This window comes from Candidatus Marithrix sp. Canyon 246, assembly GCF_001723685.1.
Lineage (GTDB): Bacteria > Pseudomonadota > Gammaproteobacteria > Beggiatoales > Beggiatoaceae > Marithrix.
On record NZ_MCBX01000003.1, the window covers coordinates 1 to 24,416 of the forward strand.

Sequence of the window (24,416 nt, forward strand, 5' to 3'; positions counted from 1 at the left end):
GGAGTAGTAACTTTGATGTTGGGCTTTCTATTGTCAGCCCAACCTACACATATGAAATTACATAAAACCCATCAACCGGTAAATTTGGGGCTGAGCTGTTGGATGTTAATAAACCAGTTAAAGAATTAGTAGAACTTGGTGTTAGATAAATTTTAGCATATAGTTGGTATTTTTGGCATTTTTATTGTTATTATTGTAGTTATCACAATAAGGATAACTAAATGAAAGTAACAGAAACAAAGATAGCCGGTGTTTTAATTATCGAACCCAAAGTATTTGGTGATTCGCGCGGATTTTTTTTAGAAACTTTTAATGCTGATCGTTATGCAGAATATGGAATAGAATCTAATTTTGTACAAGATAATTATTCTCGTTCCACTAAAGGGGTTTTACGCGGTTTACATTTTCAAAAAAACCATCCACAAGGTAAATTAGTCTCTGTAACTAGTGGAATTGTATTTGATGTAGCGGTGGATATTCGTCAACATTCGTCAACATTTGGACAATGGGTTGGTATTAATTTATCTGCTGATGATCATAAACAGTTCTATATTCCACCCGGATTAGCACATGGATTTTGTGTGTTATCTGAATCTGCCGATTTTCAATATAAATGTACTGATTATTATCATCCAGAAGATGAAGCTAGTATTCGTTGGAATGATCCAGATATTGGTATTGAATGGAATATTTCTGAACCCATACTTTCTAAAAAAGATGCTAATGCCCCGTTTTTAAAAGATTATGCAAAATAAAATATTATTAATTGGTGCCAATGGGCAAGTTGCTTGGGAATTATTACCTTGTTTACAGACGCTTGGAGATGTAGTAGTTGCAAGCAGAAACAGTACTAATTATATTGATTTAGCTAAAGCTGATTCGATTCGTGCCATAATTCGTAAACTGCAACCAAATATTATTGTCAATGCTGCCGCTTATACTGCGGTTGATCAAGCAGAACAAGAAACAGAATTAGCAGCGGCTATTAATGGTACAGCTCCGGGAATTTTAGCTGAAGAAGCTAAGCGCATCCAAGCATTATTAATACATTATTCAACCGATTACGTTTTTAACGGCAACAATACTACAGCTTATACAGAAACTGATCCCGTTGATCCTTTAGGTGTTTATGGAACCACTAAGCTTGCTGGAGAACAGGCAATTCAAGCAGTAGCTGGTAAATATTTGATATTTCGCACTGCTTGGGTATATGGTTTACACGGTAAGAATTTCTTATTAACTATGCAGCGTCTTGCCAAACAGCGCGATGAATTAAAAATAGTTGCGGATCAAATAGGTGCGCCAACTTGGAGTCGCTTAATTGCTGAAGCCACTGCACAAGTTATCGCACAAATAAAATCACCTTTATATGAAATTGAAACCATATCAGGAATTTACAATTTAACTTGTGGCGGCACAACTAATTGGTATGAATTTGCTAAAGCAATTTTAGCATCAAGCAATACTAATCTGTTACCAATTAACACTGCTGATTATCCAACTCCAGCTAAACGCCCAGCCTATTCAGTATTATCTAATCAAAAATTAATAAACACTTTTGGTATCCAACTTCCTGATTGGAATCAATCATTATCAGTGTGTTTAAATGGAGAAATATTAAATGACTCAAAAGAATAAGCAAGCCTATTGGAAAGAGAACCTCAGACTAATTGCGATTTGTCTTGCGATCTGGTTCATTGTTTCTTATGGATTCGGCATCTTATTGGTTGAACCGCTAAATACCATTTCAATTGGCGGTTATAAACTCGGCTTTTGGTTTGCACAGCAGGGTTCCATTATCGTCTTCCTTTTCATCATTGTATTTTATACGGTCATGATGAATAAACTAGATCGTAAATACAAAATAAAGGAAGGATAAATATGGATTTACAATTTTTAACTTATAGTATTGTAGGGCTAAGCTTTGCACTTTATATTGGTATCGCAATTTGGGCACGCGCTTCTAACACCAGTGAATTTTATATAGCAGGTGGTAATGTTCATCCGGTTGCTAACGGTATGGCAACTGCGGCGGATTGGATGTCAGCGGCTTCTTTTATCTCTATGGCGGGGCTGATTGCCTTTAATGGTTACGGGGCTTCGGTATTTTTAATGGGCTGGACGGGAGGTTATGTACTGCTAGCTCTGTTAATTGCGCCTTATATGCGTAAATTTGGTAAATATACTGTACCAGAATTTATCGGTGAACGTTTTTATTCTAAAACTGCACGTATTGTCGCGGTTATTTGTTTGATTTTTGCTTCTATTACCTATGTAATCGGACAAATGAAAGGTATTGGTGTGGCTTTTTCACGATTCTTAGAAACCAGCTACGAAATGGGCTTGTTTATCGGAATGGGAATTGTGTTTATTTATGCAGTATTAGGTGGAATGAAAGGTATAACTTACACACAGATTGCACAATACGTTATTCTGATATTTGCTTACACGATGACTGCGATATTCATTTCTCTACAATTGACGGGCAATCCTATTCCTCAATTAGGTTTGGGTAGTGCAATGGCTGATGGAACTTATTTACTCGATAAACTAGATCAAGTCATTGTTGATCTAGGGTTTATGCAATACACGACCCAAACTATGGGTAATACACTGAATATGTTCATGTTTACCTTGTCACTTATGATAGGTACAGCAGGTTTGCCACATGTAATTATCCGTTTCTTCACTGTACCTACAGTAGCTGATGCCCGCGCTACCGCAGGTTGGGCGTTGCTATTTATTGCGGTATTATACACAACCGCCCCTGCTGTTGGTGCAATGGCGCGTTTGAATCTTATGAATACGATTCAAACAGGCGAAGTTGGTACTGAAGACGGTAACTTGGTTTATGAAGAACGCCCTCAATGGTTCAAAAACTGGGAAATAACGGGTCTTCTAAAATTTGAAGATAAAAACGATGATGGTCGTATTCAATATTATAATGATCAAAATGAAGAGTTTGCGGCAAAAGCTGAAGCTGAATATGGTTGGAAAGGCAACGAAATGGTGAAAGTTGATCGTGACATCATCGTACTTGCCAATCCTGAAATAGCAAACTTACCAAATTGGGTTATCGCATTGATTGTAGCTGGTGGTTTAGCAGCAGCCTTGTCAACAGCGGCAGGTTTATTATTAGCCATTGCTTCGGCGATTTCGCATGACTTGTTACGGGGTGTTTTTACGCCAAATATGTCTGAAAAATCGGAATTAATGGCTGGACGTTTAGCTATGGGAGGTGCAATTGCGGTAGCAGGTTATCTAGGTTTACATCCACCCGGCTTTGCAGCAGGAACGGTAGCAATTGCCTTTGGTTTAGCAGCATCTTCTATATTTCCAGCTTTAATGATGGGTATTTTTATGAAAAACATCAATCGCACGGCTGCGATTACTGGAATGATTGCTGGTTTGACTATTACCTTATTGTACGTATTTCAGCATAAAGGCTTGTTTTTCATACCGGGAACAGCATTCTTAGGCGATATGGAAGCTAATTGGTTCTTAGGAATTTCACCGAATGCCTTTGGTTCTGTAGGGGCGATTGTCAACTTTGCAGTGGCTATTTTGGTATCTAAGATTACAGCTCCCACACCAGATCATATTAAGCGTATGGTTGATGATATTCGCGTGCCAAGCTAACTAAAAAGACCTGTCAGGTTTTAAAAACCTGACAGGTCTGATAGTTTTTATCTAATCTCAATCTTATATTGAGGTTGTTGTATCACATTTTCGGGTAACTTAAAAGTTGCAGTAGCATATTTCATAATAGTATGCCAGTTTGCTGGACGGAATGATGAAAGTTGTCTCTTCAAGCTATTTAAAAATTGATTGGTAAACAAACCACCAGATTTAGAATCACTCCAAGATAATTGTCCCGGTTCAGCTCCAGAAGCAACAATATAACCTCTAGTTTTCAGAAACAGATTTTGATAATTTGATTTTGAAGGAGTCCCCCTATCAGTTGGTGGGAAAATGTTAGAATCAGGAAAATCATTACAAGTATCTGCTATTGCTAAAAAAAAGCGTGGATTTTTTTGCTTCAGCTTACTAACAACAAAATTTAATTCAAGATTTTCATCATTTAATATCATAGATGGCCATTGAGTACCTGTCTGAGGATTTTTACCATGACCAGCATAATAAAAAATAACCGTATCATTTCTCCTTACTGGAAGATTATTTATGATTGTTCTTACGTTTTGATTATTTAAATCACTTCCTATAACTGAATGCTTTGCTAATACCATTCCTGTATTAATGGCAATATCTTGTACTAAGTTATTAATATGCTTAAAATCTACTTTAGTACTTTTGCCAATCTTGTTATCATTAATATCAGCAAGTATAACAGCATGAAGTGTTGGAAGTATTGCAGGCAGTATTATCCTATTTCTTTGAGGTATAGTAGCTGTGTTACTAACACATGATAATAAAAATAATGAATTGAATAATAAGATTAAAATGTTTTTTGTTTTCATAATGTTAAACTAGTGTAACTGACAGACCTGACAGGTTTTTAAAACCTGTCAGGTCTAAAAATTGTTAAGCAGGAACCGGTAGGGGAACATTTACACCATTAGCTGTACCACCTTCTTTTTGAGCCTTTGCATCTAACTCATTTTGAACTTCTTCAGTGTTTTTATGTATTAGCGATTTAGTATCTGCGCCAGTGTTTTTAACACCCAATTTAATCATCCAAATTAAACCAGCAAGCAATACTACCCACCAAAGTAACAGCACCAATTTTTGCCCAATAATGCTATCAGGAAATATCAACTCATATATCTTATAAGTTTCAATCATCAGCGTTGATTGCAAAAATTCTTTATGTGCTTCATAATTCAAAGTAAATGGTAAATAACCAACTGCAAATCCGATAAATCCAACCAAAGTATTTACATAACCCATTCCTAGACGCATATATGATCGAATTTCACAACCAATCAACATGACTGCACCTAAACCAAGAAGTGTACCACCAATAAGATTACCAGCAGTGGTTTGAAACTTTATATGCCCTGAAAAAGCTGGTGCTACATCAAACACTATCCATGCAAACACAATAAAAACCAACATTACCACCCAATGAGCCATGATTCCAATCATAGGTAAATAACTGCGCATTAATGTACGAGTTATACGAGGCACTCCCATTTTCGCATATACAGAATCATTATTTTTCATAACCTTACCTGATTCCAATGCTACTAAAGCGCATTCAGTGCCAAAGCCACTTTTAGCTAAAGCTATACCGCCGATAATTCCAGCAGATAAAGTAATAATAAAATAAATCCAACCTTTATGATCAATGGATTTACCAAAAGCTGCCAATTCTCCATTTTTTAAATGTTGTAAACTTTCTGGATTAAATAATCCGCCGTAGATAGCAACAGCTAAAAACCAAAATAGAAATACCACACCAATCCAATACAGAGGATTACTAGTTCCAGTCTTATTAGACTTATATGTCATTGACTCACCGGGATCATTACCACACACATAAGAGCGAGTTTCTTGATGTTTAAAGTAAGAAGCAACACCAAGACGACTTAATACATAAAAACCAATAGCACCACCTACAGCCATAAAAAATACAGTAATAAATGAATGAATATTCATTAAAGGAATACCACCCATTAAATGATTAAGGGTACAGCCACCAGCAAGGCGGGTTCCATAACTAAATATCATACCTCCAAGAAAAGCAATAAGCAAAACTTTGGGTGGATAATATACCCAAGAGCGGCTTTCTTTTTCCATACGTGCAACTAGCCAACCACCAACAATCATTCCAACAATTGCCCAACCAACACCGGGAACAAAAGCACCACCAGTAGCAGCTATGGAATCTATTGCCTTACCATAAAGCTCAAAATCAGGTATATTAAATAAATGATAAAAGCTTACTTCCATAGCACGAAACATTTTTCCTAGATCAGTAGTTACAGTAATTGGCTTTAATATAGCGGTTTTATCAGCCATTACTTTTTCAATCCATAGCCCAATCATATATATAATTTGAGCAACACCAAAAACTACACCAGCCCAAAAAAATGACCACTGCTTACTAAAAATATTTTTCATAATTTATTTAATATATAACGTGGATAAGAACCTAATACCATCATAAAAGAACTATGCTCTTTTAAATGTCTGAGTGATTTTATCACTAATTCATCTTCAATATGCCCTTCAATATCTATAAAAAATATATATTCCCATAAAGCTTGTCGCGAAGGGCGAGATTCAATTCTAGTCATACTGACATTATTATCAGCAAACGCCTGTAATAAGCTATACAAAGCACCGGGCTTATTATCTGTAGAAATTAATAATGAAGTTTTATCATTGCCTGTTGCTGGTACTTCTTGTGGTCCTAATACCACAAATCTAGTTGTGTTATTATCAATATCTTCAATACATGAAGCTACAACTTGTAATTGATAAATATCTGCCGCTGATTTGCCAGCAATCGCAGCGGCATCAGACTCATTTGCCGCTAATCTAGCTGCTTCAGCATTACTATTCACAGCAATACATTCAATTGAGGCGAAATTTTTAGCTAACCAATTACGACATTGGGCTAAACTTTGCTTATGAGCATAAATACGTTTAATTTCACTACTATTTGACAAAAAACAGTGATGAATAGCTAATTCAATTTCACCACAAATTTTTAATGATGTACCTCTAATAAAATTATCTAAACTTTGATTAACTGCACCCTCAGTAGAATTTTCTATTGGTACCACACCATATTGGGCAGTACCAGCTTCAACAGCGCGAAATACATCATCAATAGTGTGTTGTGCAACCGTTGCTACTTTGGAACCAAAATGCTTCTCTACAGCAGCTTGTGAATAAGTGCCTTCTGGACCTAAATATGCGATAGATAAAGGTTTTTGCAATGCCAAACAACTTGACATGATCTGCTGAAACAAACCAGTTAAAGTCTCATCAGACAATGGACCCTTATTGCGAGCAATTACATTTGTTAAAACTTCTGCTTCACGCTCAGGTCTATAAAAAATAGGGTTATCTTCTTCAGCATACTTAGCTGCTGCTACCTGTTTAGCTAAATGGGCACGCTCTGTTATCAGAGCTTGGATTTGTTCATCTAAATTATCAATTTTTGAACGAATTTTTTGTAAATCAAGCATTATCTATTCTATTATGAAATTCCAAAATTATAAATCACGTTTTTACTAACACCAGTAATTTCGCTAGTTAATTTAGCGGCTTTTTTTAATGGTAATTCTTGGCGTAAGATATTAAAAACACGTTCAGTTTCAGGGGTTAAAATTTTATTATTTATTGGCGATGCACCAGCAACCACTATTACAAATTCACCTTTTTGACGTTCTACTTTTGCTTGTAACCAATTTAACAATCCAATGAAATTATCTCTATAAATAGTTTCAAACTGTTTAGTTAATTCTTTTGCTAATACAGCTTGACGCTGTTCGCCAAAAATATCAGCCATATCAGTAATAGAATCAATAATACGATGTGGTGCTTCATAAAAAACTAAAGTTCTTGATTCATCTACTAAATTTTCTAAACTGTGCTTACGAGCAGTAGTTTTGGCTGGTAAAAAACCTTCAAATAAAAAACTATTAGCCGGAAAACCTGAAACTGATAATGCACTTATAATAGCACTAGCTCCGGGAATTGGAACTACTGTAATATTTTCAACATGAGCTTGTTGTAAAAAATAATAACCCGGATCGCTAATTAGCGGCGTACCTGCATCACTAATTACCGCGATATTTTCACCATTTTTTACACGTATTAATAATTTTTCAGTAACTTGCCGCTCATTATGTTCATGTAAAGAATGTAAGCTGGTTCTAATACCAAAATGGTTTAGTAAATGACGACTATGGCGAGTATCTTCAGCAACAATTAAATCAACTTGATCTAAAATTGTTCGCGCTCTAGGGGTTAAATCTTGCAAATTACCAATTGGTGTAGCAACTACATAAATAATACCAGTATTAATAATTAATCCTTTGTGATAAAATCAAAATTTGTGAACTATGGTAAGAAGTAATATGTTTATTTATCTATTATCTGCTTGTTCTACTCCAACAACAAATCAGTTTGGAATTTTAGGAAAGGCAATTAAAAATGGTTTTATTGCAGCCGCTAATGATCTGCTTCAAAGATAAATGATGTATTACCAATTCTGGGTTTCGAGTAATAAAAGAAATATATTGTGAAGCAAAAGCACAATAAGTTTTTTATCCATTTTCCGGTTAAGGGGTATTGCATTTTTTAAGATATTCACTATTGAAAAAAATATAATTATAAACTATCAATATCAACAATCAAACCTTCTCGCGCCATGTTCGATACTATTGGTGAATTATGTTGACGAAGAATATTTATTGTATCAAGATGAATTTCTTCTGCTTTATCATCATCATAATTTGGATCTAAGTGAAATAAATATAAATTTTTTACATTTGCTTCCATTGCAAAATGCACTGTATCAACATAACAAGAATGTCCCCAGCCTTTTTTTATTTTATAATCTTCGGGTGTATATTGTGCGTCATGAATTAACAAATCAGCATTTTTTACATGCTCTAAAGCTATTTGTCTTTCTTCTGCTTTTATAGTGTTCATAATTTCTGATTCAGAAGCATTAAATTCATTTTGACGCGCATCTATTGCTTGATCCAAAAATCCCAGTTCATGATCAGATACATATACAATGGTTTTATCATGTACTGTAATACGATAGCCTAAAGTTATACCCGGATGATGAACATTAAAAGTTTCTACTTTAAATGGTCCAAATTCAAATTCAGCTTTATGAGCTATTAAGTAATTAATATCTGCTAGCCATGTTTCAACTTCTATTGGAAAATATGGGTCTATCATTTGTCCAGAAATACGTTTTTTTATTTCTTCTTGACTATTACCCGGACCATAAATATTAAGTTTCCATCCCGGTATAAATACTGGTACAAAAAACGGTAAACCTGAAATATGATCCCAATGATAATGAGTTAAAAGAATGGTAACATCTTTTATTTTATCTTGTTTTATTAATGAATTACCTAGCGGTATAATACCTGTTCCTCCATCCAAAATTAAAATATGATCATCAACTCTTAACTCAACACAAACCGTATTTCCGCCAATACGCATGTGACTACCAAATGGTGCTGGATAAGAACCCCGCACTCCCCAAAATTTCAAATAATTCAAACTGTTGCCGCCTTTAAAGTTGGTTTGCTTGTTATATATTTACGTAATAATTTATTAATTTCATTAAAACGCAAAGGTTTAATAATAAAATCTATGACACCAAGTTGCTTTGCAATTGAACGATCTTGAAAGTAATCCTTTGATGTCATAATGATAACTGGTGTCATCTTATGATCCGGTAAATCACGTAATTTTTTTAATAATGTAAATCCATCCATGCCGGGCATTATAATATCTAAAATTATTAAATCAGGTTTATGTTTTTTTAAGTAAGTAAAAGCTTCGGCAGATAAATTAAATGAAGTTACATTTACTGGTAATTTATCCGTACTAGCTTTATATAATAATATTGAACTAGGGCTGTCATCTATGACTACAATTTTTAAGTGATTATTTTTCATAGCATAATACATGTTTTATATTTTTTAATGATTCTTCGCTAGGTAGTTTTACAGTAAGCCAATAATTAGTTTTATAACGTTCTTGTTGTTTAAAATTATGAAAACCTTTTGCTTTTAATTCTTTAATACGTCTGTTTATATATTTAGTTTGACTAAAAAAACCTAAAGATATTGCATATTTAAATTTACCAGTTGTAATTATCATAAAATGATCAATACCTTTTTGTTTCAGTTTATATTTAGCTCTTATAGCAGCTTTTCTATTCTTAAAAGGTGGTAAATAAATCCATGTTGAAATTAGCTGTTGTGTTTGTTCTATCTTAACTTTTTGATTGTTAAACTGGTTTTCTATCTGTTTTAGCTGGTTTAAATCTTTATAAGGTCCTATTTTAAAACAAGTTGTTGTTTGTGTTTCAGCTGAAATTTTGTGGTTTTTTGGATATATAAAAAATATTAAATTAACTAAAATTAACAGTAAAGCTAAACTTCTCATAATCTATGATTTATAATTACACGCAATCCTTGTAAAACTAGATCAGGGATGTATGTATATGGTCTGGTTAATAAAGACGTTAAAGCTGGAGCATTGCCACCAGTAATTATTAGTTTTATCGGTTGCAAATTGGAGATTACATATTCTATTAAACCGATTACTGCATATAAGCTACCTAGATTTATAGCTCTATGCGTATCATATGCCAATAACATATTTTTGTTAGTTGAAACTATTTCAGCATTCAATTGTTTTAAAGCATAAGTATTATCTAATAATGACTCTTGCATAGTGTTTATGCCCGGTATAATCAATCCTCCTTGATGCTTGCCATTGACTGATAATACGTCGATTGTGATAGCGGTTCCACAATCAACAATACAGATTGGATCAGATTTAAATATATCATAAGCGGCAATTAAGACTAACCAGCGATCAACACCTAATTGTTCAGGTTTATGATAAGCATTGATGACCCCGCATTCCTTGTATGTACTACCAATAAAGTGTATTTGACATTTCCAGTTTTTAGTTATCCATTCAGTAATAATGGGTCCAGCGACATTAGAAATCCAAACGCTTTCAACAGGAATTTCCATTTGTAGCCATATAGATGTCAATATTGTCTTAAAATTGTCATGCTTATATAATTGGGATTGTTGAGCTGTAATTTGGTCTGATTTTAGAATAGCCCATTTTATGGCACTATTACCTATATCTATTAATAATTTCATAAACGTAAACTGACTTCACCACATACATATTTGTGTTTACCAACTTGTAAAGCACCTTGTTCATCAATGCCATTGGCTTTGGCGGTGATTAATTTATATTCTCCGTCTGCAATAGGTATTTTAACAGTTACTATTTTGCCATAACTAAGATCAAAGCGATGCCAATCTTGTTTATATGGTTCTAATCCTGTTTTTGGATAAGTCATTAAGGTTTGTAAACAGTGATCAATTAAGGCTGCGGCTAAATCATTGCGTGATACATTCTGCCCTAATATAGTCTCTAAATCTATCCAAGCTTGATCAATAGATTTAATTTTAGGCATGTTGACATTTAAACCAATACCGATTACTACTTCACAACGCGAAGAAATAAAACGACTTTCCAATAACAAACCTGCTAATTTATGAGCTTGCCATAACAGATCATTAGGCCATTTAATTGCGACATCAGTAGCTCCAAAACTATGTAATACACGCACTATTGTCACAGTTAAAGCTATATTTAATCCAGTTAAAGAGAAATTGAGTTTAGCATATGAATGCTTAATAGATAAATAAATTCCACCAGCGTAATGAGAAATCCACTGCCTACCTAAACGTCCACGCCCTGCGGTTTGATATTCTGCTAAACAAGCAATTGGATAATCTGCTTGATTTAAGACATAAGTATTAGTAGAATCAATGGTATCAATTACTTTTAAATATAATAAGTCTTGTTGAGATTGTTTGGACAGTTGAGATATGATTTTATTATGATTTAGAATATGGGTCGGAAATTGCATATATTTTCAAAAATTGATTATTTTAGTAAGTAGGATATTATCTCATGTTTAAGACCTCAATTCATAAAAGTGCTGCTTTGATATTTGCAGCAATTAGCTCTATTTCATTCCAAACCACTGCCCTTGCCGGGAACAACGCCACAGTAGTACAGAACGGACGTGTTAATAATAGTCACATAATCCAGCGTGGTTATCGCAATAATGCTAGACTGAATCAGAGAGGTTGTGATAATAATGGCCGAATCGGTCAATCTGGCAGCTACAACAATGCAGGGGTTAATCAGAGCAGCAGAAGATGCAGAAGTAGAAGTAGAAGAACAAGATGTTATTAACTCGATGACCAAGTTTTTTCTTGACTTTTAAATCCATATATGATATTTATATGGTGTTGAAAAAAATTGTCTATAGATAAAAATTGGTTGTAAAATTGCATATTTTCCAAAAAATGATTATTCGAGGCACTACATATTTCGATTAATCATAGTACCCATAATTCAAATTCATTTAAATAGTAAATAGGATATTATATCATGTTTAAGACCTCAATTCATAAAAGTGCTGCTTTGATATTTGCAATTAGCTCTATCTCTTTCCAAACCAGTGTCTTTGCAGGGAACAACGCAACTGTAGTACAGGGTGGAGGTGTGAATACTAGTCACATCTACCAAGATGGTTATTACAATCGTGGCACCAATGTTCAGTTTGGTCATGACAACTATTCTAGTCTGGATCAGACTGGTGTGCATAATAATGCCGAAGTCGGACAAGATGGCACATACAATGATGCTAGGGTACGTCAGAGAGAAGTAAGCAGATGCAGAAGAAGACCACATTGTTATTAAGATAACATTTAAGCGCGGCGACTGGTTTTTACCATGCCGTCTTTAGGACCAATGAAATTTCACTAGACTTTAGTTTTTAATAAGGATACAAGATGAAAAGATTAGTTATTTTAATAACGGTAAGCAGTACTCTTCTCGCATACAATGTACACGCTCAACAAAATTATCAGTTTAAAGATGGACGTTTTCCTACAGTAAGTATTGACGCAGACGTGCAGGCTGATAAGACTAACGAGAAGTCTATTAGACAGGATTCCGACATCAATATCTTCGGTGGTATACAAGCCGGATCAAGGAATTCCTATAACATACAGCAAAGCGGTGAAGTTAATTCTACCCGGATACGTCAACGTCAGTCTTCTCAAGCTCGTAGAGATAGATATAGAGATAGATAAGCAACTATATTTTGCTTAGGTTTATAAGGAGGAATGTATAAGATGAAAAGGTTTATTATTCTAGTCGTTGCAACTAGCACTCTTGTTGCTTGCAATAGTCAACAGTCAAGCGAAACAGAAAGCAGCACAGAAGTTTACCAAAATCGTAACTCAACTGCAACTATCACTCAGGATGGTGTTGAGTCCGAAACCATAGTTGAGCGCGATGCTAACAGTCAAACCATTATTCGGCAAAGCGGTGGTAACAGCACCGTGATTAAACAGTCAAACTAGTAAGATGAAAGGGTTTGTTATTCTAGTTGCTGCGGCTAGCAATATTGTTTTCGCAACAGAAACCTACCGTCATGGTAACTCAAGCGCAACGATCACTCAGGACGGTCCGTTGTCCGAATTCTGGATTGAACGCGACTTTGACAGTCAAACCATTATTCGGCGTAGCCGTGGTAACAGTGCCGTTATTAGACAGTCAAGAAGAAGAAGAAGAAGAAGGTACACCACTCCTCCACCGGATACTAGGAGCAGATGTATGGAATTAGATGTTTCAGAAGAGTTCCGTAGATTATTCTTGGACAGATTCAATCAAAAATATTGTAAGTGAATTGGATAGAAAAGTGCATGTTATAAACTCATTAATTTAAACAAATAAAATTAAAAAAATGAGTAAGTTATTTATATATTGCATTTTATGGTTCTCTTGCACTGCGTGGGGAGAAAATCAAGCCATCAATCAATCAGAACAAAACAATGTTTTTGGCGTGATTCAATTAGGCCCTTTTGCGGCTGTAGATCTTATTCAAAAAGGTGATTATAACCGGACTGCTGTTGTTCAATTTGGTATAAATCCTGTAGGAACAATCACGCAGCAAGGTAATTATAATCGCGCAGTCGTATTTCAAATCTCAGATACATCTACTCTCAACATCTTCCAAGATGGCGTTTTCAATATTACGTCTATATCTCAAAATTCTGCTTCGCCGGTAGGCAACTTGTCACAATCTTCATTGAATACTCTTGTCAACAATTTCCTCTTCGCACCAGAGACGCTTGCATCGCAAACTGAGTTGACACAGATTAAAACACTTAGTTTCAACACTAGTCTTCTTTCTCGCTTGGATCATCCTTTATCTAAACGATTCACTGTATTTGGAGGTCGCAATCTTGCAGAAGGACAGCATTCCGATAGATTAGGTGCTATTGGCTTTGATTACAATATAACCACAAGCATGATAGGTGGTGAAATGCAGCTAGCACCCAATCTGCGTTTAGGTCTTGCCTTGCAACGTTCCAAAACTGATGGTGATGTAAACTATGGTCTGGCAAATATTGATATCCATTCAACTCAGTTTAGTATTTTCGGCTCTGTCAACATAGAACAACTGTTCATGGACTTTGCTGCTGCATATGGAAATAATGACTATAAAATTAATCGACCGGGATTCGATTCTCCTGTAAGCTCGAACCATGAAGGTTATGATGTTTCCTTGTCAACTCGTGCTGGATACCTATTTAAACATAAATTTTTGAAGTTCGGTCCAGTATTTGAATTGAATTACATTAAAACCAATATAGATAACTATCAGGAACTAGGCAATGTTCTGCTCACACAAATTGTGGATGAACAAATCAATGAATTCTTGATAGGTGAAGTAGGAGTTCAACTACGCTATGGATCCCATAATTTTTCTACATTCACTAATTTGACTTTAGAACACGATTTCACAATAGAAGAATTTAGGGTGATCGACAGCTCCTACTCGATGTCACCTGACAAGAAGGTTTTTATACCCGTTTCTGATTTTAAGCACAGAAACTCGGTTCGATTGCAAAGCGGGCTTGATGTGGAAATAGATTTTGGATTAGAACTATCATTCTTAGTAGATTTTCGGTTTAACAACGATGATACAGATGCTTGGATGGTGGGGGCTAATGTGAATTATCCTTTTTAATTTATAGGCAATTTTTAATGCTGCCGCACAGTTTACGATTAAAAGTATAAGCTAGTATTTGTTTAAATTGTTTATCATCAAAGGCACTGAAAAGATGAGATTTACGCATCTCTACTTGAATATTAATATCTGGAATATTTTTCATTATTTAGCAAAAACCATCTATAAATATAGATGGTTTTAAAATTTAACGACTATTTGCAACAGAATTGCCGCTTTTACTCAAACGTTGCATTTTGCTATACAAAGTTGTGCGATTAATTCCTAAAATACGAGCCGCTTGACTTAAATTACTTTGGCTTATTTTTAGTGCTGCATTGATATAACGGCGTTCCCATTCTAATAAAATTTCATCTAATGAAAATCCACCTTTATTTAATTGATTTAGAATTGTTTGTTCAGAATCACCATCATATAATGTATCATTACTAGGTGCCTGTTCTAATTCATTGTCTAATTGTGCTTTGGTGACTAATTGATTAGGATATTTGACGCCTAAACGAATTACAATATTGCGTAACTCACGAATATTACCCGGAAAACCGTAATTTTTCCAAGTTTCTCTTGCATCTGTATCTAATTGAAATAAAGTTCCCATATCAGAATAAAATTTCTGAAAATGTTTTAATAACAAGAAACTATCTTCTTCACGATCACATAAAGGTGGAACTTTAACTGTTAATACACTCAGACGGTGATACAAATCGCCACGAAATTGCCCTTTTTTAGCTTCTTCGCGTAAATTACGATTAGTTGAAGCAATAATTCGCGCATTAGATTTTCTTACTTGAGTTTCACCTAAACGATAATATTCACCATTTTCTAATACACGTAATAATTTAGATTGTAATTGTAAGGGCATTTCCCCAATTTCATCTAATATTAAACTACCATTAGTCGCTTCTTCAAAAAAACCTGAACGCGCTGAATTAGCACCAGTAAATGCACCTTTAGCATGTCCAAATAATTGTGCTTCTAATAACTCAGATGTAAAAGCCGCACAGTTTACGATTAAACAAGCCTCATTAGCACGTTGACTTTGCTTATGCAGACATTGTGCTATTAACTCTTTACCTGTACCAGAATCACCTTCAACTAATACTGAAAATGGTGAATTAGCAAATTGTTGCATTTGTGAACGCAAGGTTTGAATTGCCATGCTGTCACCAATAAGACCACAATCTTTTTGATTTTCTTGAGGTTTATGTTGTTCAGCACCTAAAATCATCAACTGATGATTTAGTCGCGTTTTCAGCAAATCTATATCACAAGGTTTAGGAATAAAATCGACTGCACCTAATGTCAAAGCATGTCGAACATTATCTTGTGTATCTTGCCCTGATAAAATCAGAATTTTAATTAATGGATTAAAATTTAATAATTCTGACACTAAGGCAAAGCCTTCTTCAGGGCTATGTGGATTAGGTGGTAATCCTAAATCAATTAAAGCGACATTAGGTAATACAGGTAAAGTATAAAGCAAACGCTTTACTTCCTCACGAGTAGCAACTAATTCAACATTAAAATTATCTTGTAATACAAAGGCAAGAGATTCACCAATCAGTGGATCATCATCGACTAGTAATAAACTTGGCAATTGAGCCATTATCTGGTTCCTTTTATAAACTCAAACGTTTTATGACTTCTAAGGTATAATCTGCTTTATTTAAAGTGTAAAAATGCAAACCGGGCGCACCCTCTGCTAATAAACGTTCACATAATCTTGTGATGACATCTAAGCCAAAATCTTGTAATGATTTTGTATCATCTCGTAAATCTTCAAGACGCTTACGTAGCCAGCGTGGAACTTCTGCTCCGCAAATATCAGAAAATCTAATTAATTGTTCATAATTAGTAATTGGCATGATTCCGGGTATAATAGGAATATCAACACCGCGTTGAGTGCAATTATTAATTAAATTAAAATAAGCATCAGGATTATAAAAATATTGTGTAATCGCACTATCAGCTCCAGCTTGTACTTTTTGTACAAAAAAATCTAAATCTGCTTTCACACTACGCGATTGTGGATGAAATTCTGGATAAGCGGCAACTTCTATATGAAAATACGAGCCAGTTTTAGCACGAATAAATTCCACTAATTCATTAGCATGTTGAAACTCACCAATACTACCAGCCCAACCAGAAGGTGCATCTCCTCGTAATGCGACAATTTGTCGAATACCATTTGCTTGATAACCTTCTAATAATTTCAGTATATTGTCATGGGTACTACCAATACATGATAAATGTGGTGCAGCGTCAAAGTCAGATTGTTGTTGAATTTCTTTAACTGTCTCAAAGGTTTTTTCTTGAGTTGAACCACCCGCGCCAAAAGTGACTGAAAAAAAAGCAGGTTTTAAGACTTCTAATTGTTTGCGCGTCTCACGCAATTTTACCATACCTTTATCAGTGCGCGGTGGAAAAAATTCACAACTTATTGTTAAATTTGATTGTATGCTCATAAAATACCTTTCTATATATGTATGATAAAAAAAATAAATTTATAAATCTAAGTGGCGATTTTGAAATTATAATTGGAAGTGCTAAGGCTTGTCATATTTGTTTTACCGCAATTGAAGTACCAGAAATTGCTAAAAAACATGCCGTGTTAAAACGTGTCAGAGATCGTTTATTTATTCAAGACCTTGGTTCAGATGCTGGTACATTGCTTGATGGTATTAGTTTATTGCCAAAAATTTGGGAAGAAATTATACAAACTGGTCATAATAAAATTAGTTTAGGACAAACTCAGATTGGTATCAATCCAAATTTATTTCGAGGACGTGAGCGCGTTGGCATAGAAACTACTGCCTTATATTATGAATTGGCTGGTCGTATGCTTTGTAATGGTATTTATTTACGAGCTAAGCCGGGTACAATGACTGCAATTATGGGACCAGCAGGTTGTGGTAAAAGTACCTTATTGGATTTAGTTAGCGGTTATCGTCGTCCAAATAGCGGTCAAGTATTTGTAACTCGCGATGAAGAGCAAATTAATATACATGAAGATTATTCTCAAATAAGAGCATGGTTAGGTTTTTTGCCACAAGATGATATGATGATTCCTGAATTAACTGTATATCAGAGTTTAAGTTATTGTTTAAAATTACAATTTATGGGATTGAATGCTAAAATCCGCGACCATATTATTTGTAATACTTGTTCTCAGTTAGGTTTTGAAAAACCGCGATTACATAAATTTTTAAATACAGTCATAGGTTCAGCCGAATCAGGAATTCGCGGCTTAAGTGGTGGCGAAAGAAAAAGGGCGAATTTGGCACATGAATTAATATCAATGCCATTAATTTTATTACTGGATGAACCTACTTCTGGATTATCATCTGTGGATGCAGAAAAAATTATAAGCTTATTAAAAAACTTAACACGACAAGATCAATTAAGCACAATTATCACAATACATCAGCCTAGTCGTGATACTTTTGAAAGTTTTGATAATTTATTATTAATGAATCACGATGGAACAGTGGCTTATTATGGAGCATGTCAAGATGCTACACATTTTTTTGAAAAAATAACTGGCACTTCGATTGTGGGTTGTAATCCTGCTGAATATTTATTGACTATATTGGATAATCCTACTTATAACAAAAAAATTACTGATTCATTTCAGGCTGATCAATTTAAAAATTATCCGAAATTCCCTTAATAACTAATAATATTTTTTAAATATGCCTAACTCTATAAATGCTAGCGACTTAAAAATACTTGCTAAAGCAAGATTAGATGACGCTATTATTCTTTATAAGCAACAAAGATATGAAGGCGCAATCTATTTATGTGGTTACGCAGTTGAACTTGCTCTTAAATATAAAATATGCCAAAAATTAGGTTGGAATAAATATCTGCCAGCTAGATTTGACAATGATAGAACTTTTTATACGCACAAACTCGAAGATCTGAAATTTTTATCAGGAATGCAAGATATTTTTGATGATCAGAACACACCATTATGGGCTTATTGGTCAACAATGACTAGCTGGAATGAACAATTACGCTATAATATAGCCCATAAATCAAAGAACGATGCAAGAGCATCATTACGTGCTTCAATACGATTGTATAAGGAGTTAATTAAATGAAGAATGAATTAACTAAACTAATAACAAAGTTAAAACAAGAAATATCTAGCAAATATCCTATAAATCTTTTAATGTTAATTGAAAAGGAAAGCTATTCAAATTTTAGATTGTTGATTTCATCAGATACGCTCAAGAGCGATTTAGCAACGGTTAGCATGATTGCTAAAGAAATCTCGAAAATATTAACCAAAGATGAGCTTAAAATATTGGCTGGTGTAGATATTGTGGAATCTAACAGTAATTTTTTTATAGAACTGCAAAATTATTTAGAAAATAATGGCAATCCCATAGAATTTTATAATATAGAGTTTGATGATTTAAAAATCAATCGTGCTTTGGTTATCATTTCTCCAGTTGATAATTCAAGAAATTACGTTAGGCAAGCTGAATTAAAAGAGTTAGAACAATTATTGCAAAATAATATCAGACAACAATTACTACTGATGTTCATAGTCATAGAATTAAAGCAATCGCTAAAAGAAAATTTATCCACTCTTAGTTCTGAACAACAGTTGCAAGTTTATCATAAATCGTTACAAAATAAACGTGAAACGATATATCACAAAGGTTCTATCAATGGAAAATAAAATTTTACAAAGCTTAAAAACTGAACTTTCATCAAGCAACTTAGAAGAACTATTAACTAACCTATTAAAAGAAACCGATATAGAAAAACAATACAATCGCAATGATTCTCAAAAATTAATAGAAGTTTATCAAAAATTACTAGAACATCACGAATTTAAAGTGGGTGATTTAGTGAAATGGAAACAAGGATTAACAAATAAAATACTTCCTGAGATTAACCAACCAGCTATTGTAATTAAATTATTGAAAGAACCATTAATAGATAGACTTGATGAAGAAGCAGGAAGTCGTTATTACCGCGAACCATTAGATATTATTTTAGGATTGTTTGATGATAAGGATGAATTTTTAATGTTTTACTATGATAAAAGACGATTTGAACCTTATTATAATATATAAACGTCTTATAAAGCATTAACTCGTAGGTTGGGCTGACGATAAGAAGCCCAACTAAACATGTTTTAATCTAAAAATTATCCGAAATCCCCTTAATAACAACATTTTCCCAATGCCCCAACAGGCTATCTATATAATAAGACGATATAAGGAAGCTCATCATAGAAGCTATAAAAAATGCAAGCCCATCGTATGGTAATTCTAATTGAATAATTAGTATGCTAAAGCCGCCGCTAAAGATAAAAAACCAAATACATAACCAAGTTAATAACTTATATTGGTTCATATATTGTAAAATTAGTAAATTTAATAGAAATATTCCTAAAAATAATGTTGACATTAGCAATAGATAAAACGAATACTCATTTTGCCAAGGCAGACGAATCATTCCTACTGAAATACTAAATAATATCATTAAAATAATCGCACCATATACCAAAACTAGACTATAAAAGATTTTACGATAGCCAAGAATTAAATTATATTTACCTTCATCCAAACGGGAAAATGGAAAATTATAAAATAGTGCATCCGTAAATTGCGCATATGGAACTTTGATTAATTCTTGTAATCGTCGCATAGTCAGAAATTGACTGAATGAAAAAATCGTAAAGGCAACGAAAAATGGATAATCATAATCAGAATAGCGAAATAAAGGATCTAATTGGTAACTAGTTTGTGGCATAAACCAATAGACTATTTTATCAATCCACAGCGCCAGATTAAAAAATATAAAGAATGACATTTTTGATAATGCGCCCGGATTTCTGCCTAGAAATGTAAAAGATATATTTACTTTACCGCGATAAAAACCCTTAACTATATATCCATACTGAATAAATGCAATTGCACCAAAACCTAACATCAGCGCGATAAATATACCTTCTAAACCAAATACTCTCATGGTTATCAGGTTTAGAGCAAAGGAAAAAATTACGCCCAATGAAAAAGTAATAAAAGCCACTCGCCCTAATTTTAAAATTGCCATTACATTATTAGTAATCCAAACTGCACTTAAACTAACAGTCATTGCGGCAAAAATTACCGCAAAACCAATGCTTTTATGAGAAAAAGACACACATAATAAAAAAGTTAGGATAAAAATTATCGGCAAACTAAATAATAATGCCCCGCTGAGATTAGCTAATACAGGGCGATAATTATCCACAAAGATTTGATCGGAAAGATAGCCAGCTAACAATCCATTGATTGGCGCACTATAAAACATGGACAAAAATATGGTATAAGTCAAAGGCACATAAAATTGTATTAAAATGTCTTGTTGTTGCAAGCCTACCAGCCAACCAATGACAATCAAAAAGATAACAGTCAGCCACCATGAACCTACACTTTCTGCTATCTTAATGCTTTCATCAATGATATATTCAGTGATGGTTTTGCGCTTTTCGGTTTTACGCTTTTGAAACATATTTTAGTGTTTAATATCCGTTAGGATTGTCAGACTGCCAACGCCAAGCGTCATTACACATTTCTTCAATTCCTCTTGTTGCTTCCCAACCAATGTCTTGCTTGGCTTTAGCAGGGTTGGCATAACAAATCGCAATATCGCCTGAACGACGAGCTACAATTTTATAAGCAACTGTTTTATCAGAAGCTTTTTCAAAAGCCTTTACCATATCCAATACACTATAACCATTACCAGTACCAAGGTTATAAATTACCACACCCGGATTAGTAGTTAATTTTTCTAAGGCTTTAACATGCCCTAAAGCCAAATCAACCACATGGATATAATCGCGAACACCAGTACCATCAGGAGTTGGATAATCATCACCAAAGACAGATAAACTTTCCAATTTACCAATAGCAACTTGAGACACATAAGGCATTAAATTATTAGGAATATCATTTGGATCCTCTCCAATACGCCCACTAACATGCGCTCCAACTGGATTAAAATAACGTAATAAAGCTACATTCCAAGAATTATCAGATACATGTATATCACTTAATATATCTTCAACAAATAGTTTACTTCTACCATAAGGATTAGTAGCAGACAATGGAAAATCTTCAGTAATTGGTACAGTTGCAGGATCACCATAAACTGTAGCAGAGGAACTAAATACTATATTTTTGACACCATTTGCTGCCATGACTTCACATAACACCAAAGTACCATTAATATTATTATCATAATAACTCAATGGAATACTGACAGATTCACCTACCGCTTTTAGCCCAGCGAAATGAACTACAGAATCAATAGCAGCATCCTTAAAAACAGCATCTAATGCCGCTTTATCTCGTAAATCTACCTTATGAAAACTTAAACTTTTACCGGTTAATTCTTGAACTCGACGTAAAGATTCTTCCTTACTATTTGACAGATTATCGACAACGACAACCTCATGCCCTTCATTGAGTAATTCGATACAAGTATGACTACCAATATAACCTGCGCCACCAGTTACTAATATTTTCATGGAATAATTTTCTTTTGTTGTTAAGTAATAATTGAGTATATCAAAATGTGTTCCAATTTTATTTAGAAGAAGCTAATTTCACACAATCCTCGATTTTATTTTTTCTAGTTCGATTATCACTAATCGGGCAACTTGCTAATTTAAATCCAACTCTACGATCAATCGCATCTTGAGCATCATCAGTGCCTGAACCTACAAGATTTTCTGCCCAAGCCTTACCATAAGTTATTGAATGAATGTTTGAAAAATTAGCTTGTAATTTTTGTTGAATTGCTACAGCACGATCTAAAGATAACTGACAATTATATGGTAATTTTCCAGTATGACTACTGTGCCCAACAATGTCTAAACAAAGATTCTTCTGCTCAAAATATTTACCAATTTGACGTAACCATAAGGGATATTCGGCTGCCAATGTGTCATCAAAACTAGTTTTGCTGACTGAAAAAATAAACTTTACATTTAAAATACCATTTTTTTCAAAATTGAAGCTAACTATTTTTTCAAAAACTGTTTCCGCAGCATTTAAATCTTTTAAAATAATATTGGTTCTATATAAACCAATATAGGCTTTTATCATGCTCATTTGATCAAAAGATTGCTGCTCAGTGGCGATAGTAAATAAATCTAATGCTGTATCATAATCTTTATTGCCATAAGCCTCTTCAGCCTTATTTATTATAGCTTGTATTTCTAATACATTATTATAGTTTGCTGGTACTTTTGCATTAACTTTTATTGTCACTACATCTTCTGTGATACTTTGAATATTGGGGAGAACTATAGGGCTATCTATTATTGGAGTATAATCCAATGTTTGATTGGAAATCCAAACATCAGATTTCGCAATAACTTTACCCTTATTTTTCTCTATCACAGATGATATAATATGATAGTAATTCCCATTTGTTTTATATGGTTCATACATAATAACACCATGTATCACATAATCAGCTTGATATATATTCTTTGGAGTTAAACGCTCAATGCTGAATTGATTACCAAAAACCTTCTGCGTTTCCGCAACAAAAATCTTTTCAATTTGTTGACTTACCTTGAGAACTTCATGACTTTTGATATCCATAAAGGGATCAATGACAATATTTTTTTTACTAAAATTGTCTAATAAGCTTTGTTTGCTTTTTACTTGCATCATCAAATTATTGGCTAAAATAGGAATAGCAGCATTAAAACTAAGGGGTAAATCAGAAACTGGAGCCACTGGTGCTGGTGAGCAGGAAACTAACAGCAATAGTATGGCTAATGTTTTTAAATCATATTTGTTGCGCATAGTTTTAAACTTGTGATAAAATTTTAATTTTAGATTATATTTAAAAAAATTTCAACAACATGATAAACTCCTTAAATTCCCCATTAACCTATAAATAAGGGTGGTTTGCTTGCGGTAGGTGATTGTTTTGATTTGTTATGAATGGGTAGTCGTGAGCCTTGGAATTTGTTCCAAGGCTGATAGTTTAAAACTTAAACCTTTTCCATTGAGCACTGAACCAGCCCGCTTCTATTTCGCCAACAGCAGGGGAACCATATTCAATGTGAATGTATTCTGATTGTTTCCATTTATTACGGATATTAATATATCCATTTTCAGCATCTTCAAAATACCACATTGCACTATACCAATGACTTTCAATATCGCTAAGTTGAAGATTTCCATACTCATTATGTAAGCATTTATTTGTATCGCTACTTTGACAGATATTAAAATAACCATCGCTTTTGTCAATTATCTTCCAGCTATTATTTCCATCAACAGTTAATTTAACAGATGATTTCCACCTATTTTAAAGTTAAGCCATTTGTACTCCAGCCACCATAAGCATTCCAATAATAATAGAACTCATTACCAGTGATGTTTTTATCAATGGCAATATTTGTTATTGCCTCCACTTTAGCATCGCTAAAATCCCAACCTTGAGTTTGTGAATTGCCCCAACCTATAACAACAAGATTATCAGTTAATGTAAAAGGTGATGTGGTAATTACACCTTTATATAAAAATACACAAAAGCTTTGCAATTTATGAATCGGTGCATGATGCTATCACTGATA

Annotated in this window: 29 protein-coding genes; 12 read left to right on the forward strand and 17 right to left on the reverse strand. The window is 33.9% G+C overall.

Annotation, left to right across the window (positions count from 1 at the left end):
- Positions 1-221: 221 nt before the first annotated feature.
- The 4 genes from rfbC to BHU68_RS02455 are packed head-to-tail and all read left to right on the forward strand — an operon-like array spanning position 222 to position 3,639.
- On the forward strand, positions 222-755 hold the full coding sequence (rfbC, locus tag BHU68_RS02440) for a dTDP-4-dehydrorhamnose 3,5-epimerase (protein ID WP_069471677.1): 534 nt from the start codon (positions 222-224) through the stop codon (positions 753-755).
- Positions 745-1,638 carry a dTDP-4-dehydrorhamnose reductase gene (gene rfbD / locus BHU68_RS02445; protein WP_069471676.1) on the forward strand — a complete coding sequence of 298 codons (894 nt, stop codon included), beginning with the start codon at positions 745-747 and terminating at the stop codon, positions 1,636-1,638. The genes rfbC and rfbD overlap by 11 nt, the downstream gene beginning before the upstream one ends.
- Positions 1,622-1,879, forward strand: a complete 258-nt coding sequence (locus BHU68_RS02450; RefSeq protein ID WP_069471675.1) for a DUF4212 domain-containing protein — start codon at positions 1,622-1,624, stop codon at positions 1,877-1,879. Before rfbD ends, BHU68_RS02450 begins: the two co-directional genes overlap by 17 nt.
- Positions 1,880-1,881: 2 nt before the next feature.
- The gene (locus BHU68_RS02455) at positions 1,882-3,639 is read left to right on the forward strand and encodes a sodium:solute symporter family protein (RefSeq protein ID WP_069471674.1); all 1,758 of its coding nucleotides are present in this window, start codon (positions 1,882-1,884) and stop codon (positions 3,637-3,639) included.
- A gap of 47 nt (positions 3,640-3,686) precedes the next feature.
- Here the strand turns inward: BHU68_RS02455 and BHU68_RS02460 are convergent, their stop codons facing one another.
- The 9 genes from BHU68_RS02460 to BHU68_RS02500 all read right to left on the reverse strand — a co-directional run bounded on the left by BHU68_RS02460 (position 3,687) and on the right by BHU68_RS02500 (position 11,629).
- Positions 3,687-4,478, reverse strand: coding sequence for a caspase family protein (locus BHU68_RS02460; protein ID WP_069471673.1), 792 nt, complete (start codon positions 4,476-4,478; stop codon positions 3,687-3,689).
- Positions 4,479-4,542: 64 nt separating this feature from the next.
- Positions 4,543-6,084 carry a YeeE/YedE thiosulfate transporter family protein gene (locus tag BHU68_RS02465; RefSeq protein ID WP_069471672.1) on the reverse strand — a complete coding sequence of 514 codons (1,542 nt, stop codon included), beginning with the start codon at positions 6,082-6,084 and terminating at the stop codon, positions 4,543-4,545.
- Positions 6,081-7,160 (reverse strand): prephenate dehydratase, encoded by a 1,080-nt coding sequence (gene pheA, locus BHU68_RS02470; protein ID WP_069471671.1) that lies wholly within the window; start codon positions 7,158-7,160, stop codon positions 6,081-6,083. Before pheA ends, BHU68_RS02465 begins: the two co-directional genes overlap by 4 nt.
- Before the next feature lie 11 nt (positions 7,161-7,171).
- Complete coding sequence (gene rsmI / locus BHU68_RS02475) at positions 7,172-8,005, reverse strand: 16S rRNA (cytidine(1402)-2'-O)-methyltransferase (protein ID WP_102135604.1); 834 nt, start codon at positions 8,003-8,005, stop codon at positions 7,172-7,174.
- A 302-nt stretch (positions 8,006-8,307) separates the two neighbouring features.
- A complete protein-coding gene (locus tag BHU68_RS02480; RefSeq protein ID WP_069471669.1) occupies positions 8,308-9,219 on the reverse strand; it encodes an MBL fold metallo-hydrolase in 912 nt (303 codons plus the stop codon).
- The gene (locus BHU68_RS02485; protein WP_069471668.1) at positions 9,216-9,620 is read right to left on the reverse strand and encodes a response regulator; all 405 of its coding nucleotides are present in this window, start codon (positions 9,618-9,620) and stop codon (positions 9,216-9,218) included. Before BHU68_RS02485 ends, BHU68_RS02480 begins: the two co-directional genes overlap by 4 nt.
- Positions 9,610-10,113, reverse strand: coding sequence for an SPOR domain-containing protein (locus BHU68_RS02490; protein WP_069471667.1), 504 nt, complete (start codon positions 10,111-10,113; stop codon positions 9,610-9,612). The genes BHU68_RS02485 and BHU68_RS02490 overlap by 11 nt, the downstream gene beginning before the upstream one ends.
- Entirely contained in the window at positions 10,110-10,847 is a 738-nt protein-coding gene (locus BHU68_RS02495) for a type III pantothenate kinase (protein ID WP_069471666.1), read from the reverse strand. The genes BHU68_RS02490 and BHU68_RS02495 overlap by 4 nt, the downstream gene beginning before the upstream one ends.
- Positions 10,844-11,629, reverse strand: coding sequence for a biotin--[acetyl-CoA-carboxylase] ligase (locus BHU68_RS02500; RefSeq protein ID WP_069471665.1), 786 nt, complete (start codon positions 11,627-11,629; stop codon positions 10,844-10,846). Before BHU68_RS02500 ends, BHU68_RS02495 begins: the two co-directional genes overlap by 4 nt.
- Positions 11,630-12,273: 644 nt before the next feature.
- Between BHU68_RS02500 and BHU68_RS17065 the strand changes: the two genes are divergently transcribed.
- From BHU68_RS17065 to BHU68_RS02525, 4 genes are all read left to right on the forward strand, one after another.
- Positions 12,274-12,471, forward strand: a complete 198-nt coding sequence (locus BHU68_RS17065; RefSeq protein ID WP_171899506.1) for a hypothetical protein — start codon at positions 12,274-12,276, stop codon at positions 12,469-12,471.
- Between the two features lie 92 nt (positions 12,472-12,563).
- Positions 12,564-12,866, forward strand: a complete 303-nt coding sequence (locus BHU68_RS02510) for a hypothetical protein (RefSeq protein ID WP_069471663.1) — start codon at positions 12,564-12,566, stop codon at positions 12,864-12,866.
- Positions 12,867-12,908: 42 nt separating this feature from the next.
- Positions 12,909-13,139, forward strand: coding sequence for a hypothetical protein (locus BHU68_RS02515; RefSeq protein WP_069471662.1), 231 nt, complete (start codon positions 12,909-12,911; stop codon positions 13,137-13,139).
- Between the two features lie 383 nt (positions 13,140-13,522).
- Positions 13,523-14,812 carry an autotransporter domain-containing protein gene (locus BHU68_RS02525; protein WP_069471660.1) on the forward strand — a complete coding sequence of 430 codons (1,290 nt, stop codon included), beginning with the start codon at positions 13,523-13,525 and terminating at the stop codon, positions 14,810-14,812.
- A gap of 1 nt (position 14,813) precedes the next feature.
- On the opposite strand, the gene BHU68_RS17070 is transcribed toward BHU68_RS02525, so the two are convergent.
- Genes BHU68_RS17070 through metF form a run of 3 tightly spaced genes read right to left on the reverse strand, consistent with a single transcriptional unit; the run spans position 14,814 to position 17,277 of the window.
- Positions 14,814-14,957 carry a hypothetical protein gene (locus BHU68_RS17070; RefSeq protein WP_171899504.1) on the reverse strand — a complete coding sequence of 48 codons (144 nt, stop codon included), beginning with the start codon at positions 14,955-14,957 and terminating at the stop codon, positions 14,814-14,816.
- Positions 14,958-14,999: 42 nt separating this feature from the next.
- Positions 15,000-16,418, reverse strand: a complete 1,419-nt coding sequence (locus tag BHU68_RS02530) for a sigma-54-dependent transcriptional regulator (protein ID WP_069471659.1) — start codon at positions 16,416-16,418, stop codon at positions 15,000-15,002.
- A gap of 13 nt (positions 16,419-16,431) precedes the next feature.
- Positions 16,432-17,277 (reverse strand): methylenetetrahydrofolate reductase [NAD(P)H], encoded by an 846-nt coding sequence (gene metF / locus BHU68_RS02535; RefSeq protein WP_069471658.1) that lies wholly within the window; start codon positions 17,275-17,277, stop codon positions 16,432-16,434.
- Positions 17,278-17,294: 17 nt separating this feature from the next.
- On the opposite strand from metF, the gene BHU68_RS02540 reads away from it, so the two are divergent.
- Genes BHU68_RS02540 through BHU68_RS02555 form a run of 4 tightly spaced genes read left to right on the forward strand, consistent with a single transcriptional unit; the run spans position 17,295 to position 19,902 of the window.
- Entirely contained in the window at positions 17,295-18,482 is a 1,188-nt protein-coding gene (locus BHU68_RS02540; protein WP_069471657.1) for an FHA domain-containing protein, read from the forward strand.
- 22 nt (positions 18,483-18,504) lie between these two features.
- Positions 18,505-18,915 carry a HEPN domain-containing protein gene (locus BHU68_RS02545; protein ID WP_069471656.1) on the forward strand — a complete coding sequence of 137 codons (411 nt, stop codon included), beginning with the start codon at positions 18,505-18,507 and terminating at the stop codon, positions 18,913-18,915.
- Positions 18,912-19,502 (forward strand): hypothetical protein, encoded by a 591-nt coding sequence (locus tag BHU68_RS02550; protein WP_069471655.1) that lies wholly within the window; start codon positions 18,912-18,914, stop codon positions 19,500-19,502. The genes BHU68_RS02545 and BHU68_RS02550 overlap by 4 nt, the downstream gene beginning before the upstream one ends.
- Positions 19,492-19,902 carry a hypothetical protein gene (locus BHU68_RS02555; protein WP_069471654.1) on the forward strand — a complete coding sequence of 137 codons (411 nt, stop codon included), beginning with the start codon at positions 19,492-19,494 and terminating at the stop codon, positions 19,900-19,902. The genes BHU68_RS02550 and BHU68_RS02555 overlap by 11 nt, the downstream gene beginning before the upstream one ends.
- A gap of 67 nt (positions 19,903-19,969) precedes the next feature.
- On the opposite strand, the gene pelG is transcribed toward BHU68_RS02555, so the two are convergent.
- The 5 genes from pelG to BHU68_RS02575 all read right to left on the reverse strand — a co-directional run bounded on the left by pelG (position 19,970) and on the right by BHU68_RS02575 (position 24,383).
- Positions 19,970-21,328 (reverse strand): exopolysaccharide Pel transporter PelG, encoded by a 1,359-nt coding sequence (gene pelG, locus BHU68_RS02560; protein WP_069471653.1) that lies wholly within the window; start codon positions 21,326-21,328, stop codon positions 19,970-19,972.
- A 10-nt stretch (positions 21,329-21,338) separates the two neighbouring features.
- Positions 21,339-22,346, reverse strand: a complete 1,008-nt coding sequence (gene galE / locus BHU68_RS02565) for a UDP-glucose 4-epimerase GalE (RefSeq protein ID WP_069471652.1) — start codon at positions 22,344-22,346, stop codon at positions 21,339-21,341.
- A gap of 58 nt (positions 22,347-22,404) precedes the next feature.
- Positions 22,405-23,637, reverse strand: coding sequence for an OmpA family protein (locus BHU68_RS02570; protein WP_069471651.1), 1,233 nt, complete (start codon positions 23,635-23,637; stop codon positions 22,405-22,407).
- Between the two features lie 184 nt (positions 23,638-23,821).
- The gene (locus BHU68_RS17075; RefSeq protein WP_171899503.1) at positions 23,822-23,974 is read right to left on the reverse strand and encodes an RICIN domain-containing protein; all 153 of its coding nucleotides are present in this window, start codon (positions 23,972-23,974) and stop codon (positions 23,822-23,824) included.
- 169 nt (positions 23,975-24,143) lie between these two features.
- Positions 24,144-24,383 (reverse strand): hypothetical protein, encoded by a 240-nt coding sequence (locus BHU68_RS02575; protein ID WP_069471650.1) that lies wholly within the window; start codon positions 24,381-24,383, stop codon positions 24,144-24,146.
- Positions 24,384-24,416: the final 33 nt, after the last annotated feature.